The organism is Cobetia sp. 5-11-6-3 (assembly GCF_013374055.1).
Lineage (GTDB): Bacteria > Pseudomonadota > Gammaproteobacteria > Pseudomonadales > Halomonadaceae > Cobetia > Cobetia marina.
Genome location: NZ_BLWJ01000012.1, coordinates 1 through 17,655, shown reverse-complemented (window position 1 = coordinate 17,655; position 17,655 = coordinate 1). Strand labels below are relative to the sequence as shown.

At 63.2% G+C, this 17,655-nt stretch carries 15 protein-coding genes and 1 tRNA gene; 12 read left to right on the top strand and 4 right to left on the bottom strand.

Features of this window, described 5'->3' with window-relative positions:
• Nucleotides 1-185 precede the first annotated feature (185 nt).
• Complete coding sequence (locus HXS66_RS16355; RefSeq protein ID WP_084209644.1) at nt 186-1,766, bottom strand: ribonuclease J; 1,581 nt, start codon at nt 1,764-1,766, stop codon at nt 186-188.
• Between the two features lie 363 nt (nt 1,767-2,129).
• On the opposite strand from HXS66_RS16355, the gene purU reads away from it, so the two are divergent.
• Complete coding sequence (gene purU, locus HXS66_RS16350; protein ID WP_077374535.1) at nt 2,130-2,984, top strand: formyltetrahydrofolate deformylase; 855 nt, start codon at nt 2,130-2,132, stop codon at nt 2,982-2,984.
• Between the two features lie 117 nt (nt 2,985-3,101).
• On the opposite strand, the gene HXS66_RS16345 is transcribed toward purU, so the two are convergent.
• Nucleotides 3,102-4,070: a LysR family transcriptional regulator gene (locus tag HXS66_RS16345; RefSeq protein WP_077374533.1), complete on the bottom strand. Its 969-nt coding sequence runs from the start codon at nt 4,068-4,070 to the stop codon at nt 3,102-3,104.
• 181 nt (nt 4,071-4,251) lie between these two features.
• On the opposite strand from HXS66_RS16345, the gene trpB reads away from it, so the two are divergent.
• From trpB to HXS66_RS16325, 4 genes are all read left to right on the top strand, one after another.
• Nucleotides 4,252-5,487, top strand: a complete 1,236-nt coding sequence (trpB, locus tag HXS66_RS16340) for a tryptophan synthase subunit beta (RefSeq protein ID WP_176504092.1) — start codon at nt 4,252-4,254, stop codon at nt 5,485-5,487.
• Nucleotides 5,488-5,612: 125 nt separating this feature from the next.
• Complete coding sequence (trpA, locus tag HXS66_RS16335) at nt 5,613-6,452, top strand: tryptophan synthase subunit alpha (RefSeq protein WP_084208158.1); 840 nt, start codon at nt 5,613-5,615, stop codon at nt 6,450-6,452.
• A gap of 470 nt (nt 6,453-6,922) precedes the next feature.
• Complete coding sequence (locus HXS66_RS16330; protein ID WP_176504091.1) at nt 6,923-9,298, top strand: EAL domain-containing protein; 2,376 nt, start codon at nt 6,923-6,925, stop codon at nt 9,296-9,298.
• 96 nt (nt 9,299-9,394) lie between these two features.
• A tRNA-Arg gene (locus HXS66_RS16325) sits at nt 9,395-9,471 on the top strand.
• 280 nt (nt 9,472-9,751) lie between these two features.
• On the opposite strand, the gene HXS66_RS16320 is transcribed toward HXS66_RS16325, so the two are convergent.
• Nucleotides 9,752-10,921 carry a glycosyltransferase gene (locus tag HXS66_RS16320; RefSeq protein ID WP_176504090.1) on the bottom strand — a complete coding sequence of 390 codons (1,170 nt, stop codon included), beginning with the start codon at nt 10,919-10,921 and terminating at the stop codon, nt 9,752-9,754.
• A gap of 326 nt (nt 10,922-11,247) precedes the next feature.
• Here HXS66_RS16320 and HXS66_RS16315 point away from each other — a divergent pair, with 326 nt between their 5' ends.
• Together HXS66_RS16315 and HXS66_RS16310 are read left to right on the top strand one after the other, a co-directional pair.
• Nucleotides 11,248-12,105, top strand: coding sequence for a methyltransferase domain-containing protein (locus HXS66_RS16315; RefSeq protein ID WP_176504089.1), 858 nt, complete (start codon nt 11,248-11,250; stop codon nt 12,103-12,105).
• Nucleotides 12,106-12,177: 72 nt separating this feature from the next.
• On the top strand, nt 12,178-13,233 hold the full coding sequence (locus tag HXS66_RS16310) for a methyltransferase (RefSeq protein ID WP_176504088.1): 1,056 nt from the start codon (nt 12,178-12,180) through the stop codon (nt 13,231-13,233).
• A 45-nt stretch (nt 13,234-13,278) separates the two neighbouring features.
• On the opposite strand, the gene HXS66_RS16305 is transcribed toward HXS66_RS16310, so the two are convergent.
• Entirely contained in the window at nt 13,279-13,818 is a 540-nt protein-coding gene (locus tag HXS66_RS16305) for a GreA/GreB family elongation factor (protein ID WP_077374288.1), read from the bottom strand.
• Between the two features lie 242 nt (nt 13,819-14,060).
• On the opposite strand from HXS66_RS16305, the gene HXS66_RS16300 reads away from it, so the two are divergent.
• The 5 genes from HXS66_RS16300 to HXS66_RS16280 all read left to right on the top strand — a co-directional run.
• Nucleotides 14,061-14,750, top strand: a complete 690-nt coding sequence (locus tag HXS66_RS16300) for a hypothetical protein (protein ID WP_077374285.1) — start codon at nt 14,061-14,063, stop codon at nt 14,748-14,750.
• A gap of 152 nt (nt 14,751-14,902) precedes the next feature.
• Complete coding sequence (locus tag HXS66_RS16295; protein ID WP_176504087.1) at nt 14,903-15,541, top strand: NUDIX domain-containing protein; 639 nt, start codon at nt 14,903-14,905, stop codon at nt 15,539-15,541.
• A 268-nt stretch (nt 15,542-15,809) separates the two neighbouring features.
• Complete coding sequence (locus HXS66_RS16290) at nt 15,810-16,256, top strand: DUF1249 domain-containing protein (RefSeq protein WP_077374279.1); 447 nt, start codon at nt 15,810-15,812, stop codon at nt 16,254-16,256.
• Between the two features lie 234 nt (nt 16,257-16,490).
• On the top strand, nt 16,491-17,225 hold the full coding sequence (locus tag HXS66_RS16285; protein WP_176504086.1) for a metallophosphoesterase: 735 nt from the start codon (nt 16,491-16,493) through the stop codon (nt 17,223-17,225).
• A gap of 278 nt (nt 17,226-17,503) precedes the next feature.
• The coding region (locus tag HXS66_RS16280; protein WP_176504085.1) for a phosphoadenosine phosphosulfate reductase family protein at nt 17,504-17,655 on the top strand (152 nt) is incomplete at its 3' end.

The window sequence follows — 17,655 nt, the reverse complement described above, 5'->3', positions numbered from 1 at the left end:
GAGGTGGATCACACTGGCGGTCATGACGGTAGAGTGGGACGTCTCTGCTGATGGATGTTCCAGCGTGCATTCAGGCATGAAAAAGCCCGATCGGTATTTTTCCGATCGGGCTTTTTCATGCTTCAAGGCAGGTGAAAGGCCGGGGGAATGGCAGTAGCCTGACAGGCTTGCCTGTCATGGCGTCTTCAGCTGTCACCCATGGTCATCACATGCAGAAAGAGCACCGGCTCGTGACGCAGATGATTGCGTAGCCAACGATTGATTCTGCTGTTCAATTGCTGTTTCACGGTGTCGATGTCGGTGGTCTCGAGTCCGGCCAGGGTGTCATCGAGCCACTCGGCGAAGCTGTCTTCATCCAGTCTGGCCGTACCACTGACGTCCAGCATCAGGCGGCCGATACGCACCCAACCGGCTTCCTGCAGCGTCAGGGGCAAGGCGAGCGATACGCTGCCATGGCGTCCGAGACGCGCTCGTGCACGACGGTCCATCGAGTCAAGTGGCCGCACCTTGTCGTGCTCGATGATCCGCTCCTGCAACGTCAGACGCTTTTCCACGGACAGCCCCTGAGCATCGAGACGAATCACGTCGCCATTGACGGGAATCAGCGGTGCCTCGATGCCCAGGGACTGTGCTACCTGGGTGTGCGCCAGCTGGTGACGGTATTCGCCGTGCACCGGCAGCAACCGCGTGGGTTTCAGCCAGCCGTAGAAGGTGCGCAGCTCCTCTTGGGCGGGATGGCCTGAGGCATGCAGATCCGGGAACTGCTTCTCTTCCATGATGCCGACGCCCAGGCGGGTCAGGGCATTGTGCAGCTTGCCGATCGCCAGTTCATTGCCGGGAATGGCCTTGGAGGAGAAGATGACCGTGTCGCCCGCCGCCAGCTCGAAATCAGGGTGGCGCGAGTTGGCCAGGCGTGAGAGTGCCGCGCGTGGCTCGCCCTGGCTGCCGGTCGCGATCACCATCACCTCTTCCGGCGGCAGATAGCCCAGGTCCTTTACCGGCACCAGCGGCGGGAAATCTTCCAGATAGCCCAGTCCGCGTGCCACCCGCACCATGCGTTCCATCGAGCGGCCCAGCAGCGTGACCCGACGGCCATTGCGAGCCGCCGCACGACCCAGTGCCAGGATGCGCGCCAGATTGCTCGCGAAGCAGGTCACCACGACCCGCCCACGGCAGCCGGCCAGCGTCTTCTCCAGTGCACGCGCCACCTCGCCCTCACTGCGTGAGTGGCCGGGCAGAGGGGCATTGGTGGAGTCGCCGACCACGAGATCGACCGGTGCCAACGCCTGATAGCGCTCCGGGTCAGTGGGCTCACCGATCAGCGGCTCCGGGTCCAGCTTCCAGTCACCGGTGTGCATCACGCGATATTCCGGCGTGACGATCAGCAGCGAGCAGCTCTCGGGTATCGAGTGGGTCAACGGCAGCAGGCGCAAGGCGAAGGGCCCGGACTCGAAGCCTTCATCGACCTCGATGATCTGCAGGCTGGACGTCTCGAGTTCGCGTTCCGCGAACTTGGCCCGCAGCAGGCCCGCGGCCAGTGGTGTGGCGATGATCGGACAGCGCCATTTCGGCCACAGCCAGGCAACGGCACCGATATGGTCTTCGTGACCATGGGTAATCACCAGCATCTCCGGGCAGATGCCCAGGCTTGCCAGCGATTCGGTGTCGGGTACCTGCAAGGGGCCTTCAGGAAGATCCTGGCGAATCATCATGCCGCAATCCACGGCGATCCAGTGATCCTGGTAACCATATAGCGTCAGATTCATGCCGATCTCGCCACAGCCGCCCAGCGGCAGAAGATGCAGCGGTGGACGTTGTCTCTGACGGACTTGAACGCGGGGTTTCAACATGGATGTCATGCCATCAGTAAAATGTCACTCAACTATACGGGAATCCCGCAAAGCGCCACAAATGACGGCACTTCTCGCCGGCCACCCCGAGGGGCGAAACCGAGGTCGAATTGACAATTCATTCACTCTCGTTGAAGGGCGCTGCTTCGTCGCGTGTGATCGGCTACAATGGCGCACCTTTTGCCGGGAGCCATGGCGTCGATGGCCGGACTCCCGAGCGTGTCGGTAGTCGTTACCGGCTGAATATCATTCCCCGCTTTCACAATGGTTGAACATACGATGTCACACGCCTATCGCCTGGTGGTGTCCTGCCCTGATCAGGTGGGAATTGTTGCCCGAGTCTCTACCTTCATCGCCGAGCAAGGCGGTTGGATCACCGAAGCCAATCAGCATTCCGATCTGGGTGCGGGTCGATTCTTCATGCGCTATGAGATCAATCCCGAGTCCATCGGCCTCAGCGCCGCTGAACTCAGCAAGCGCTTCGCGCCGATCGGGGAAGAGTTCGGGATGGAGTGGCGGGTGCATGACACGGCCGCTCGCAAGCGTGTCGTGCTGATGGTGTCCAAGGATTCCCATTGCCTGGTGGACCTGTTGCACCGCTGGCAGTCGGGGGATCTGGAATGCGATATCCCCTGTGTCATCTCCAATCACGAAGACATGCGCTCACTGGTCGAATGGCACGGCATTCCGTTCCACCATGTGCCGGTGGACAAGAATGACAAGGCGCCGGCATTTGCCGAGGTCGAACGACTGGTGGAAGAGGCCGAGGCCGACAGCATCGTGCTGGCGCGTTACATGCAGATCATCCCGCCGAGCCTCTGCGAGCGCTATGCCGGCCGCCTGATCAACATCCACCACAGCTTCCTGCCGTCCTTCATCGGTGCCAAGCCGTACCATCAGGCCTTCGGCCGCGGCGTGAAGCTGATCGGCGCTACCTGTCACTACGTGACCGAGGAGCTGGATGCCGGCCCGATCATCGAGCAGGACATCCATCGAGTCACCCATTGCCACACCGCGGAAGACCTGGTGCGCATCGGGCGTGACGTGGAGCAGAAAGTACTGTCGCGTGGCCTGCGCTGGCACCTGGAAGACCGCGTGCTGATCCACGGCAACAAGACCATCGTCTTTGCCTGACCCGCGCTCTGGGCTGACTGCCTGAGCCAAGCGGCTGAACTGAGGCCGGTACCTGAAAGGGTGCCGGTCTTCTTGTTTCCTGCGCCTGCCCGCAGGGCGGCGTGGCGCAGGTGCCTGTCATGGGTTGCGAGAGGTGACAGGCGGAGTATTCAGCTCCCGTGCCAGCCAGTCGGCGAGGGCTTTTGCATGAGGGTGTCGTGCCCGTGTGCGACCGCTCTCGGGCAGCGTCAGCGTCAGGCAGGCGCGTGTCTCGACGAAGCCCCACGGCGCGATCAGGCGTCTGCTGCGCAGGTCCTCCTCGACCAGATAATCCGGCGTGATGCCCACGCCCAATCCCACCAGCGTCGCTTCCAGCAGATAGTTGAGGTGCTCGAAGCCTTGCGCGTAGTGCAGTTGATCGCTGGACAGGCCCTGGCGTGAGCACCAGTCCGGCCAGGCCTGCGGGCGCGAGCGGGTGTGCAGCAGCGGCAAGGTCAGCAGAGTCTGTGGTGCGGGAGTCGCGGTGGTCTCGCCCAGCCAGTCAGTGTCCGGACGCAGCACCGGGCCGATGCGCTCCGTGCCGAGAATTCGCGTTTCCTGATGCTCAGCCTGGGTGAAGGGGGGAGTCTGAAAGCGCAGCACGCCATCCACGCCAGAGCGCAGGCCTTCGTTGTCGTCACTGGCAGTCAGATGCAGTTCAAGCTCCGGAAGGGCTGCCTTGAGGGCACCCAGACGCGGAATGAACCAGCGGGCGAGGAAGGAGCCCGGGCAGCTGAGCACGAAGGGCGCGCGGGCATCACTGCGGGAAAGGTCCGCACAGACCCGTGCCAGACCGCTCAAGTGATGGCGTGTGGCAGCCGCCAGCTCATGACCCGCCGGCGTCAGCTTCAGCCCGCGGCCAGCACGGTCGAACAGCTGTGTCCCCAGCGTTTCCTCAAGCTGGCGAATCTGACGACTGACGGCGCCGTGGGTCACGTGCAGCGCCTCGGCGGCACGCGACGCGCTCTCGAAGCGAGCCGCCACATCGAAGGCGCGCAAGGCATTCAGCGAGGGCAATGCCTCCAGAGAGGCGGGAGAGGATGAATCGGGCGGAGTCAGGCGGGCCATCGGATGTCTCCTGCTGAGTGTCCTGTGAGATAAACTCACACATCTTGGCGAATATATCGTTTTTCATCCCGCGTGCCGAGCGCTAGGATGGCCAGCATACTGTCGGGTGCACCACGCAGGCCAAGAATGCAGACGCCGCACCAGCGTGCCCCGCCACTGACATGACTTCGAGGAGATTTGCATGAGCCAGTCGACTGCTACCCTGCGTCAAGGCCCGGATGCCAAGGGCTTCTTTGGTGACTTCGGCGGCCGATTCGTCGCCGAGACGCTGATGCCGCTGATTCTGCACCTGCAGCGCGAGTATGAAGCCGCCAAGCAGGATCCGGCCTTCGCCGAGGAACTGGCCGGTCTCTCCGCGGATTATGTCGGGCGTCAGAGCCCGCTGTATTACGCCGAGCGTCTGACCGAGCATCTCGGAGGTGCCAAGGTCTATCTCAAGCGGGAAGATCTGATGCACACCGGCGCTCACAAGATCAACAATGCGCTGGGCCAGGTGCTGCTGGCACGCCGCATGGGCAAGCAGCGCATCATCGCCGAGACCGGTGCCGGCATGCACGGCGTGGCGACGGCCACCGTGGCGGCGCGTTTCGGTCTGGACTGCGTGATCTACATGGGCTCCACCGACATTCACCGTCAGCAGCCCAACGTTCAGCGCATGCAGTTGCTGGGCGCCAAGGTGATCCCGGTCACCGCCGGTGATGGCACGTTGAAGGATGCCATGAACGAGGCGCTGCGTGACTGGGTCACCAACGTCGACGATACCTTCTACATCATCGGTACTGTCGCGGGCCCACATCCGTATCCGCAGCTGGTGCGTGACTTCCAGTCCATCATCGGTCAGGAAACCCGCGTCCAGCTGCAGGAGAAGGAAGGCCGTCTGCCGGACTCGCTGGTCGCCTGCATCGGCGGGGGGTCCAACGCCATGGGGTTGTTCCATCCGTTCCTGGACGAGCAAAGCGTCGAGATCATCGGGGTCGAGGCTGCCGGTGAAGGTCTGGACACGCCGCGCCACGCCGCCAGTCTCAAGGGTGGTCTGCCGGGCGTGCTGCACGGTAACCGCACCTTCCTGCTGCAGGATGACGAGGGGCAGATCGGTGATGCGCACTCCATCTCCGCAGGGCTCGACTATCCGGGTATCGGCCCGGAACACGCCTGGTTGCACGACATCAAGCGTGCCGAGTATGTCGCCGCGACCGACCAGGAAGCACTGGACGCCTTCAAGATGCTGTGTCGCCTGGAAGGCATCATTCCGGCGCTGGAGTCTTCCCACGCGCTGGCGGAAGTCATCAAGCGTGCACCGGGCCTGCCGAAGGACCATCTGATGGTGATCAATCTGAGCGGCCGCGGTGACAAGGACATGGCCACCGTCACCCATCATCTGGCGGACGAGCTGGGCCTGAATCCTGACGGCGAGTAACGCCGCGCCTGTCGCGCAATGCCCGGCGATGGAGGGGTCAGACACTGACCGGGTCCATCCGCCCCATGTCTTCTTCGCCTGCAGGTGAATCGCTGCCTGCAGGTCAGCAAATTCGGAGTCTATTGATGAGCACTTCCGCTACTGACACCACTTCCAGCAGCCGTCTTGACCGGCGTTTCGCTGCCGTACGCAGCGAGAATCGCGCAGCGCTGGTGACCTACATCACCGCGGGTGACCCCGGCTATGATGCCAGCCTCGCGACCTTCCTCGGCATGGCCGAGGCCGGTGCCGATGTCATCGAGCTGGGCATGCCGTTCACCGACCCGATGGCCGATGGTCTGGCGATCCAGCATGCCACCCAGCGTGCCCTGAAGGCCGGCCAGACGATGGACCGTACCCTGGCGATGGTCACGGAATTCCGCAAGCAGGACCAGGACACGCCCATCGTGCTGATGGGTTACTACAACCCGATCTATCGTCGCGGTGTGGCCACCTTCCTCGAGCAGGCAAGCCAGGCCGGTGTCGATGGCCTGATCGTGGTCGACCTGCCGCCGGAGCACGACGATGAGCTGTGTGAGCCGGCCAATGCTGCCGGTATCAGCTTCATCCGCCTCGCGACACCGACGACTGACAGCGCGCGCCTGCCGGGCGTGCTGGCCAATACCTCAGGCTTCCTCTACTACGTCTCCAGCAATGGCGTGACCGGTGGCGCTGCACCGACGGCCGAGAAGGTCGAGGCCGAAGTAGGCCGTATCCGGGAGCACACCGAGATTCCCGTCGCGGTCGGTTTCGGTATCCGTACCGCAGAGCAGGCGGCGCGTATCGGTCGTTTCGCCGACGGAGTCGTGGTCGGCTCGGCCCTGATCGATCTGCAGGCCAATGCCGAGACACCGGAGCAGGGCACCCAAGCGGTACATGCCTTGACCCGTGAACTGGCGGATGCGCTGAAGACGGCGCGCCACTGAGGATTCGCTCAGGGGTAGCCAGCTCGCCTCTTGCCCTCGGGTAGTGACACAGCCACGCCTCGACCTCTGGTCGGGGCGTGGCTGTTTTCGTTCGTCTGTTTTCGTTCGGTCGTATCCGTCCGGCTGTGTCATCACGTTGTGCTGTCCTTCGCGCATTGCGCGGGAGGGTCTCGCGCGCTCTCGGATCCCACCACGCCAGAGAAGACCATCCTGCCGCGAAGGCTCGACATGGCAGTGCCTGCCTCGCGCTCGAGGCAGAGGATTCGTGAGATTTCGCCTTCATTCAACGCAGATTGAGGGTTACTTATACTCAAGGACAAGTGACACTTGACCAGCAGGATGAGAGGAGAGTCGGTGCCAAGGCGCCCGGCACTTCAGGAAGGAAAGATCGAGTGCGACCGACATGCTGACTGTGCCAGAAGCCATGAACCTTCAGGCAGCATCGGCAGGGAGATTGAAACGACATGTCCATGAATCCATCAGCGTCCTCCGCCGCGGCCACCTCCGCTGCTTCGGTTGACGGCCTGGAAGGCAGCAATTGCTTGCATCAGCTGTTGCAGCATACTTCCAATGGAGTGTGTGGATACGACCTTCAAGGGCGTGTGCAGTGGGTCAATCCTGCCTTCGAGGAGCTGACGGGATACCGGGCAGAAGACCTGGCCGGTCAGGTGCTCAGTGAATTTCTGACGGGTGAGGATTCCGACAGGACGGTGATCGCCAGAATGCATCAGCAGTGCGAGCTGGGTGAGCCCAGTGACGAGGAGCTGCTCCATCACGATGCGAATGGACGACCGCTGCGCCTTCGTCTGCGCTGCATACCGCTCATGGCCGCCGACGGCACCCTGACCGGTTATCTCGGCGTGCATACCGATGTGACCCAGGCGCATCTGGCGCTGGAGCTCAGCCATTCCCAGCTCAGATTGCTTGAGTCCGTCACGGCTGGCCAGCCGCTGGACAAGACCCTGCTGGACCTGTGCCAGGCCATCGAGGCTGTCGCGACTCGCGTGCGTTCCTCGCTGCTGCTTCTGGATGAGGCAGGCACACGAATCATCGGAGGGAAGGCGCCGAGCCTGCCTCCCAGCTTCATGCAGTTCACCTCCGGCCTGCGTATCGGGGAGGGGGTGGGCACCTGTGGTACGGCGATGTGGCGGCGTGAGCAGGTGCTGACCCCCGCCATCGGCGAGGACCCCGCCTGGGAGGGCTTCCGTCAGCATCCCCACGCGCTGGGACTGGATGCCTGTCTCTCCATGCCCATCCTCGATGATGCAGGCAATCCGCTGGGAAGTTTCGCCTTCTATGCCACGTCCGGCGATGTCTTCAACGATAGCCATCTCGGCTTGCTGAAGGTCGCCGTCAACGTGGCTCGATTGGCGATCGAACGCCATCGGCGTGATGAGCAGCTCACCTATCAGGCGCTGCATGATGCATTGACGGGCCTGCCCAATCGTCGGCTGTTGCGTCGCAAGCTCGGAGCCTTCGCGGACCTCGCTCTGGAAGAAGCGCGCGTCGGGGCGTTGATGTTCCTGGATCTGGATCATTTCAAGCGCCTGAACGATGTACTGGGGCATGACGCGGGAGATCGTGCCCTGATCCAGATCGCCGCCCGGCTGGAGCAGTTGCTGGAGCCGGGCGATGTGCTCGCGCGCCAGGGCGGGGATGAGTTCATCGTGCTGCTGGCGCCTCGCTTCGGTGGCATGGAGGACGCCAGGGCCCGAGCGATGCACGTCGGCGAGGGGTTGCTGGCACGTCTGCGGGTACCGGTTGAGCTGGAAGGGCGTGCGCATCAGCTGTCCGGCTCACTGGGCATCACGCTGTATCCGCGTCCGGATGAGGTGGACGAGGGGTATCAGACGCTTTCCGGGGCGGCAGAAGACGAGGGAGACGATTGGGGCCATCTGCTGCACGAGGCGGACATCGCGCTCTATGAGAGCAAGGGGGCCGGGCGTGCACGCATGTGCTTCTTCTCACCGGACATGCGCAATCGCATCATCGCCGCCACCCAGATGGAGCAATCCCTGCGCAGTGCGCTTTCCCGTCAGCATCTGGAAGTCCATCTCCAACCGCAATTCTCCCTGCAGTCGGATGCCTCGCTTGAGCATCAACTGCCCAGGCTCTGTGGTCTTGAGGCGTTGCTGCGCTGGAATGACCCGTTGCTGGGGAATGTCTCGCCCGCGACCTTCATCCCGATCGCGGAAGAATCAGGGCTGATCGTCGAGCTGGGCCATTGGGTGCTGGGGCAAGCCTGTGCGGTGTTGGAAGACATGGCGACACGCGGACATCAGCTGCCGATCGCGGTGAATGTCAGTCAGGTACAGTTTCGCAGCGCGGAATTCGTGCCGCAGGTCGCAGCCCTGCTCAAGCGCCATGCCTTCGCGCCGGACATGTTGCGCATGGAGATCACCGAGAGCCTGGCGGCGGAAGATGAGGCCGACATGCTGGAGAAGGTCGACCAGCTGGCGGCGCTGGGGCTGACGTTCTCCATCGACGATTTCGGGATCGGCTACTCCAATCTTGCACGCCTGCGCCGCATGCCGCTCAGTGAACTGAAGATCGACCGCAGCTTCATCAAGGATCTGCGTCTCATCGATGACGACGGGCTGGCAGCGCCTGCAGCTGGCGAGACTCCCGGACAGGAAGTCTGCCATGCCAACGAGATCGTGCGTGCGATGCTGGTGATGGCGCGCGCCCTGTCGCTGGAAGTGGTGGCCGAGGGAGTGGAGACCTCCGAGCAGTTCGAGGTGCTGCGTCAGCTGGGCTGTCAGCGTGTCCAGGGCTATCTGTTGGGGCGCCCCCGTCCCATGAAGGACGTGCTCGATGAGATCGAAGCCGGAGTGCTCGGCGCATGAGGCCGATGATGCTCTTGCCTGGCGTGAGGAGGGCGGCACGCGCGGGCCGAACGGGTTTATCTTGCCACTTCAATGGCTTATACTGCGCAGCGCTACGCCCCCTTAGCTCAGCTGGATAGAGCGGCCCCCTCCTAAGGGGCAGGTCGCAGGTTCGACTCCTGCAGGGGGCGCCAAGCCCTTCATTCATCCCCGCGTCATTCTTTCCTGAATCTCTCGTCACTCTCTGTACAGGGTGTCTTTCTGCTGTCTCTCGCTTGCCTGCCCTCTGGCTTCCGGGCCGGGTCACGTCCTGCGCGCCCATGCGCCAGTAGCTTTGAGGGTGAGCCGGACCCCGGCTTGAAAAGCACGGCACCTCATGCATGGCACGTCATTTATGATGCCCTGACCTGTTGCCCGGAGAATGGCAGTCATGCCGGGCGGGGCAGGGCATCTCGTCATTCCATCGCGTTGTGTTCAGTCGCGATGTGCTGCCTCGGCATCCGTTGGCAGGGCCAGAAATTCCTGCATGATACGGGTGTCGCGGAAACGTTCGATCAACTCCGGATCCTCGGCGAGTGACGGCGGGTTCTCGAGCCCTTCGCGGATCTTGGCTGCCAGGCCTTCAATGCTGTTCTCGGAGATCAGCCGCGCCTGATCATGGATCAGCACATTGCGGACCCCACCGGGGACATCCGGCGCGACGCATGGCGTGCCGCAGCACATGCTTTCCACCAGCACGATTCCGAAGGCTTCACTGCGCGAGCTGAGAATGAACAGACGGGCATGCTTCATCCAGGGGTAGGGATTGACCCGGCTGCCGATGAGATGGACCCGGTCGCCCACCCCGAGCTCGCGAATCAGGTTCTCCACACTGTCGCGCTTGGGCCCATCGCCGACGATGACCAGGTCTTCCTCGATATCCGCGGCGAGATAGGCCTTGATCAGGACATCCTGGCGCTTCACGTCCGACAGGCGACATACCTGCACGACATAGGGGCGTGATGGCAGCTCCACGGGCTCATCCGCCATCTGCGCGATGGCATCGAGATCGCAGACGTTGCCGATGGTGGCGAGGCGTCGAGGCGTGACAGCGTGTTGCGAGAGCAGTCGCTCGAGTTGCTCGCGGACATTGTCGGTATTGCAGATGATCTGCTTGTCGGCGTACAGGCGCTTGAGCAGGAATTTCTGACGCCAGCCCTGGCGGATGTCACCGGGCCAGGACACGGTGACCTGCCACAGGCGCGGGTCCTTGAGTGACCAGACCGTCTCGAAGGCGCCCTGGCCGCGCATGATCACCCGATCGACGGGGCCATGGCGTGTTTCCAGGGTACGGATGAATCGCCGCAGGTAGGCGCCACCGTAATAGCCGCGCCAGACGAATCCAGAGCCCTTGATCAGAGGGTTGAGCACTGCGCGGGTGAAGAGGTCATACACCAGGCCAATGCCGGTCTTGCGGAATGCCTTGTCGAAGTCGATCTGGTGGACATGTACGCCCGGGTCCGGGATGAGTTCGAGTTCACCCTTGAGCACGAGCACATGCACCTCGTGACCTTCGCGGCACAGGACATTGGCCAGATTGACGGTGTTTCGCTGGATCCCGCCGATGTTGAGCTTGCGTACCACAAGCAGGACGCGTTGTTTCATGGTGGCCATCTGTCCGTAAAGATGTGGGATGAGCCATCAACTCCCAGCGGTGCCAGTGACGGAAGACTGCCGGGGATCCGGCGCTCGGTCTGAGGCAAGGGGAGCGGGATGAGCGGAGGGTGCCATGTTACGTGGATTCAATGAGCGGGGGAATGCCGCCTGCCCGGCCGGATGTCAGGGCTCTGCGCCGCAGTCTGCTTGCATTCTGGCTTTGATGGAGTAGCCTACCTGCCGCCTTGTCCCGCGCGGCGCCTTTCGGCGTCTGCACTGCCGACTGTCGTCCAGTCGTGACCTCCGATTCCTTCACGTTCGAGATCCTGTCTGCCATGTCTGATGCTTCCAACCCGCCTGTCCGAGGGGAGTCCCGTGTCCGTCGTGCCACGGCGGATCGTCATTTCGATGGGCTGGCGGAAAAGTTCGAGCGCGGCTTCTATACCACCGAGCGTGGCAGGGTGCGTCTGGCGCTGACTCGCCAGTTGATGGAGGAGCGTTTCGCCCATCTGCCGGCCACCCAAGTGCTCGAGATCGGGGCCGGACTTGGTCAGATGGCGCACTGGTGGTTGTCGCGTGGCCATCAGCTGACGCTGGTCGAGCCTTCCGGTGAGATGCGTGAGCGCGCGATGCAGCGACTGTCCTCTCCGGAGGAGGATGCGGCCCCGCTGACGCAGGACACCCTGACAGAGCGCCTGACCTGGGATGGACGTGATCTACAGGGGTTCGCCGCCGCCGCCCACCGACAATGGCCGGTGGTGGTCTGCCATGCCGTTCTTGAGTGGCTGGTCTCCCCGCGTGAAGGGTTTCTGCTGCTGGCACAGCTGCTGGCACCGGGTGGCGTGATGTCATTGAGCGTCTTCAATCGCGACGCGCTGGCATTCTCCAACGTCGCCAAGGGCAACTTCGACAAGGTGCTGGACGGGCGGTTGGCCGGATGGGGGACGGGCAAGCGTCTGACGCCCATCTCGCCGCTGCGTGATGTCGAGATTCGCCAGTGGGCCGAGGAGGCCGGGCTTGAGGTGCGCGAGCTGACAGGGCTGCGAGTCTTCCATGATTATCTGCGCTCGCGAGACCCGTTGAGCGAGGGGGACATGCAGAAACTGCTGGCCCTCGAGTGCCAGCACTGGCGCACGCCCCCCTTCGTCCATCTCGGACGCTACCTGCACTATGAGCTGGTGCGCCCTGCCTGAGGTGTCACGGCGCAGGCTTCTGCGCCGTCTTGCTGTTCATCATCTGCCGTTTCCTATCTTTTCGGAGTCTTCATGTCTGCTCAAACCCCCGCCTGCCAGTTGCTTGAACGCCAGGACAGTGATTTCCGTGATTGGCTGTGGGTCGCTGCACCGCGTGATGACTGGTGGCTGTCATCGGACCGCCAGCGGCGTGTCTGGGGGCATGACACCGGCATCGTGAATGCCGCGCGGGAGGCCGGGCACCAGGTCAGCCATGCGGTGGCCTTTGCCGAAGCCCGCGCGGATACCACGATTGGCGAGGCGGCGGGTGCCTTGCTGTTCTGGCCCAAGGCGCATGCGCTGGGCGAGTGGTGGCTGGTGGCGCTGTGCCATGTATTGCCGGCAGGTACGCCGATCAAGGTGGTGGGCGAGGTCAACGGCGGCATCAAGCGCGCTGAGCGCATCCTCAAGGCACTGGGAATGACGGCCCGCAAGGACGATACCGCGCGTCGTTGCCAGCTGTGGTCATCCGCCACGCGTGAGTTGGCGGCCGAACAGGCCGCCAGCAGTGAATCGCCACTGGCAGTGGCTGGACAATGGACAGAAGGCTGGGGCGAATTCGAGGCGCTGGAGCTGCGCCTGACCAGCCATCCGGGCCTCTACGGCAATGCCAAGCTGGACCCGGGCACCGCGCTGCTGCTGGAGAACCTGCCGACCCGTGGCTACAAGCGGGCGCTGGATATCGGGGCGGGTGACGGCATCATCAGCTGCTGGCTGGCGCGTCACGGTGCGCGCGTGATGGCAGGCGATGTCAGTGCCTTCGCGGTGGAGGCGACCCGTCGCAGTCTGGCGCTCAACGGGCTTGAGGCGGACGTACGCCTGAGCGATGTCTTCGCGGCGTTCGAGGGCGAGCGGTTCGAGGCCATCGTGGCCAATCCGCCGTTCCATCATGAGCGCGATATTGATTACGGACCGGCGGCGCGTCTGATCAGCCAGGCGCCGGATCACCTGGTGCCGGGTGGTACCCTGACGCTGGTGGCCAATGCCTTCCTGCCCTATCCGGATCTGTTGCAGGCGGCCTTTGGCGAATTCGAGGTGCTGGCCGAAACGCGCCAGTTCAAGGTCTATCGTGCACGCAAGGCGCGCTGATCCTCTGCGGCCTGATTCTTTGCGACCTGATGCCGAGCCCGCCGCTTACGCCTCCGGCGACTGATAGCGGATGGCCGTGATGATGTAGGTGGTCTCGCCGCCCGGCGCTGCCACGCTCACGTCATCATCCAGCCCCTTGCCCAGCAGTGCCCGGGCGAGGGGGGCATCGACGCTGATCCAGCGGCGCGCATTGTCGGTCTCATCAGGGCCGACGATGCGTATCTCCATCTCCTCTCCCTGTTCATCCTCCAGCGTCACGAAGGCCGCGAAATACACGCGCTCCAGATCCGCGGGCAGGCGGTCGACGATGGTCAGTTCATCCAGACGCTTTTCCAGATAGGCGATCTTGGCGATGGTCTGATTCAGTGCCTTCTTGTTGTAGGTGTAATCCGCATTCTCGCTGCGATCCCCCATGGCGGCGGCCTCGCCCGTCTTGCGCGACAGCTCCGGTCGCCTGACGCGCCTCAGGTGGTCGGCCAGCGCCTTCATCTTCGCGTGGCCCTGCGGAGTGATCACGTTGCTCTTCTTTTCCTGACGCGGATCGGTCTTGGGATCGCGCCAGCGCGTCATGTTACGACCTTGCATGTCTTTCTCCACAGCCTGCGAAAATGAAGGGCAAGCGCCCGCAAAGGCGCTGTCTTGCGTTGAGGCCTGCGACCAAGGGGGGTTGGCGGCAGATTCAAACGTTCGTTACAGTCTTGGCATGCCGTTCACGTTCTCGTGATATCGCCATTGCGGCAATTCGCCAGCACGCCTGCCAGGGCGCAGGTCTCAAGGGGCATTGCCGTATCATCCCGCCAACAATAATGAATTTCAGGGAGCTGTCCATGCCAATCCCGTCATCGCTACGCCGTACTCGTCGCGCCACGCATCGTGTCTACCAGCTGATGCTCTCAGGAGGCATGGCGCTGGGCATCACGCTGGCCGGCATGACCGGCGTCCAGGCCGCCGAAGGAGATGATGCCGTCTTCGGACTCATGAAACGCTGGGCCCAGGTCAACTATCAGTCCTCCGGGGACGCTCAGGAAACCGGCATGGAGGCCTTGGGCAAGGAAGTGCGCGCGCTGGCGGACCAATACCCGGACAACGCCCATGTGCTGACCTGGGAGGGTATCATCCTGGCGTCGTGGGCCAAGGCGCGAGGGGGGCTGGGGGCGCTGGATCTGGCCAAGGAAGCCAAGGCCACCCTTGAGCAGGCCATCAAGCTCGACCCCCGGGGCGACAATGCCTCTGCCTACGTGACGCTCGGGGCGCTGTATGACAAGGCGCCGGGTTGGCCGGTCGGCTTTGGCGATGATGACAAGGCGGGGGAGGTGCTGCGTCAGGGGCTGGCCGTCAATCCTCAGGGCATGGATACCAATTTCTACTATGCCGACTATCTGGCCTCCGAGGGCAGGAAGGCCGAGGCACTCAAGCATGCACGGCTCGCGCTCAAGGGCCCGGCTCGGCCCAATCGTGAGCTGGCCGATCAGGAGCTGAAGCGCGAGATCAAGGCACTGATCACACGACTGGAGTGAGTGTCGCGCACGCGGCTTCAGGACAACGGTGACCGTTCGGCGGCACTGGACGAGGGGCACTTCCTTCGGACAGTGCCGCTTTCACGTCCAGTGGGCGGGCTGGCCAGCGCAGGGCGAGGTCGGGATAATGCGACTTCAGCCAAGGAGGATGCATGAGCGATACACCAGAGCACGTGGCAGGGCAGCAGGTCTTTGCGCATGGCGATGTCGAACGGGTCGAGACCAGGGTGCTGCAGGACGGTTTCTTTCGCCTGGAGCAGCGCGAGCTTCGCCATCGGCGTTTCAACGGTGGCTGGAGTGATGTGATCCAGCGCGAGGTGCATGTTCGCCATGATGCCGTCGGTGTGCTGCCCTATGACCCGGTGACGGATCGTGTGGTCTTCGTCGAGCAGATCCGGGCCGGCATGCTCGAGGACGAGCGCACCCCCTGGAGTCTGGAGCCCATCGCCGGCCTGGTGGACAAGCAGGAAAGCGCGGCGGAGGTCGCGCGGCGTGAGGCGGTCGAGGAGGCCGGTTGCGAGTTGAAGGAGCTGATCGAGCTCTACCGCTATTACCCCAGCCCTGGCGCCTGCACCGAAGAGGTCACCCTGTTCATCGGGCTATGCGACAGCAGCGGACTGGGCGGGGTGCATGGGCTGGCGGAAGAGAACGAGGATATTCGCGTGCATGTGCTCGATTTCCAGGCGGCTCTGTCGCTTCTGGAGCAGGGCAGGCTTGGCAATGCCATGGCGATCATGGCCATGCAGTGGCTGTTGCGGGAGCGTGCTGCACTGCGGGTGATGCACGCCTGAGACAGCGAAGGCGTTGCTTGGCAATCCCCCGTGGCTCACGCAGGGTTCCTCAACCTGCCCACCAGAACTGCTATTCTAGAGGCTTGCTGCCACCGGCAGGCCGGCAGTCGATCAATGCCTGCGTCAGTGCCGAGCGCCGAAACCCCGCTGCCGGGCGCTCTCACGGCGCTTGATCTGTCGCGCTTTGCCCGCATCATGCCATGCACGATACAGGGTGTGCCCTGCTAGACAGCACGCCAATGTTCTGAGATTCGCAAGGAGTTTGCCCATGCAGGTCAAGAAAGCCTATGTGGCCGACCTAAAAGCACTCCATGCCGAGTGCGGGTCCAATTATCTGCGCCTCACGCGCATCCTCGGCAAGGCCGAGGCGGGGGACAGCTTCGCCTTTCCCCTGGCGGGCAATCAGGGCCACTTCGGTACCCTGTTGCTCGAGGTGGTCGAGTGCGCGCCCTATACCACCATGGTCACGGTTGCCCAGACTGGCGTGCTGGATCACATCATCGATTCCCCGCGGATGAGCGTGCATCTCTATCACGATGTACGCATGGCCGAAGTCACCGACTTCCAGCGTCAACGGCATTTCTCGGGGCGCAACCGCTATCCGAACCCTCGCATGCACCAGCCGGATGAAAAGCTTCAGCTCAATCGTTTCCTCGGCGAGTGGTTGAGCCATGCTCAGGCTTTCGGGCAAGCCGATGTGCCCGAGTTGCCATGACGAGGCTGCCATGACGAGGCTGCCGTGACGAGGTTCTCGTGACGAGGCTGCCGTGACGAGGCTGTCGTGAGGCCCGCCGGGATGGGGGAGCGAGGGCGGCACCAGCGTCATGATCAGAAAGAGAATTCGCGTTGCGGATTCCACGCCTGACCGGCTGTCCGCTTGACTGCCTGAAAGAACCGCGATGGCCCGGCCATCGCGGTTCTGTTCTTTTTTCCGCTGTTCGAGAGACCCATGCGACTGATCCAGATAAGTGACTGTCATCTGCGTGCCGACCCTGACGCGCGCTCACGACTGGGCTTCCCCTTGCGTCAGCTGGAGGCCGTGATGGCGCATGCCTCAAGCCTGCGTCCCGATATCCTGCTGGTGACCGGGGATGTCAGCCAGGATGAGAGCCCTGCCTCCTACCGTCTGGCGGGGGAGCTGTTCGATGCCCTGGGGTGTCCGTGGTTCTGGTTCGCCGGCAATCATGACCACCCGGATTTCATGCAGGAGCTGCGCCCTTTCCATCAAGAGCTTGATCTTGGTGACTGGCGTCTGCTGTGTCTGGACTCGCGCATCTCTGGACAGGCGGGGGGCGAGCTTGGCCGCGAGCAGCTGGCGGCGCTGTCGCTGTCGCTCGAGGAGGATACGAGGCCGACGCTGCTGGCGATGCATCATCATCCAGTGCCGATCGACTCGGACTGGATGGATCAGCTGGGCCTGGCCGACCGTGAAGCCCTGTGGGACACCCTGAGTCATCACTCGCAGGTGCGGGCCATCCTGTGCGGCCATATCCATCAGGCTTTCGCCACCCGGCGCCCGAGCGGGCAGGGCAGTGTCGCCGTCTATGGCGTGCCCTCCACGTCAGACCAGTTCGCGCCGCTCAGCCATGATTTCGCCGTCGATGAAGCGGCGCGGCCAGGCTTCAGGGTCGTGGATCTCGACGGAGAGTGCCTCGAGACCTGGGTGGAGCGTGTCAGCCTGTGAGCGCCTTCGCGCTCCCGCTCGCGGCGTTTCGCCATCGGCGTGGGGCTGACGTGTCCCGGGGCTGCGGGAGTCAGGTATTCATTTTTGATCTTAAAAGATATTTTCTGATTCTTTGACGTTATCAAGGCGGCGCGGGTACCGTATCGGTATCCAGCATGCTCCGTGGGGGGTGAGAGAGTGAGAGTCATCTCGATCGACACGACCCGCGGGCACGCCCACTGATTGTCACGGGCCGCCTTCCAGGGCGACTCCCAGCGCTCACGAGGTTGCCGCACGCGATGCTTACCCCCGAACGTCAGACCCACCTCAAGCAGCTCGAGGCCGAGTCCATCCACATCATTCGTGAAGTGGCGGCCGAGTTCTCCAATCCGGTCATGCTCTACTCCATCGGCAAGGACTCCGCCGTGATGCTGCACCTGGCGCGCAAGGC

Bases quoted from the DNA above. Each gene is read 5' to 3' on its own strand.
- HXS66_RS16310 (WP_176504088.1), top strand. From the start codon at position 12,178: ATGTCTGCTCAAACCCCCGCCTGCCAGTTGCTTGAACGCCAGGACAGT.
- HXS66_RS16290 (WP_077374279.1), top strand. From the start codon at position 15,810: ATGCAGGTCAAGAAAGCCTATGTGGCCGACCTAAAAGCACTCCATGCC.
- HXS66_RS16330 (WP_176504091.1), top strand. From the start codon at position 6,923: ATGAATCCATCAGCGTCCTCCGCCGCGGCCACCTCCGCTGCTTCGGTT.
- purU (WP_077374535.1), top strand. From the start codon at position 2,130: ATGTCACACGCCTATCGCCTGGTGGTGTCCTGCCCTGATCAGGTGGGA.
- HXS66_RS16300 (WP_077374285.1), top strand. From the start codon at position 14,061: ATGCCAATCCCGTCATCGCTACGCCGTACTCGTCGCGCCACGCATCGT.
- HXS66_RS16295 (WP_176504087.1), top strand. From the start codon at position 14,903: ATGAGCGATACACCAGAGCACGTGGCAGGGCAGCAGGTCTTTGCGCAT.
- HXS66_RS16320 (WP_176504090.1), bottom strand. From the start codon at position 10,921: ATGAAACAACGCGTCCTGCTTGTGGTACGCAAGCTCAACATCGGCGGG.
- trpB (WP_176504092.1), top strand. From the start codon at position 4,252: ATGAGCCAGTCGACTGCTACCCTGCGTCAAGGCCCGGATGCCAAGGGC.
- HXS66_RS16285 (WP_176504086.1), top strand. From the start codon at position 16,491: ATGCGACTGATCCAGATAAGTGACTGTCATCTGCGTGCCGACCCTGAC.
- trpA (WP_084208158.1), top strand. From the start codon at position 5,613: ATGAGCACTTCCGCTACTGACACCACTTCCAGCAGCCGTCTTGACCGG.
- HXS66_RS16305 (WP_077374288.1), bottom strand. From the start codon at position 13,818: ATGCAAGGTCGTAACATGACGCGCTGGCGCGATCCCAAGACCGATCCG.
- HXS66_RS16355 (WP_084209644.1), bottom strand. From the start codon at position 1,766: ATGAATCTGACGCTATATGGTTACCAGGATCACTGGATCGCCGTGGAT.
- HXS66_RS16315 (WP_176504089.1), top strand. From the start codon at position 11,248: ATGTCTGATGCTTCCAACCCGCCTGTCCGAGGGGAGTCCCGTGTCCGT.
- HXS66_RS16345 (WP_077374533.1), bottom strand. From the start codon at position 4,070: ATGGCCCGCCTGACTCCGCCCGATTCATCCTCTCCCGCCTCTCTGGAG.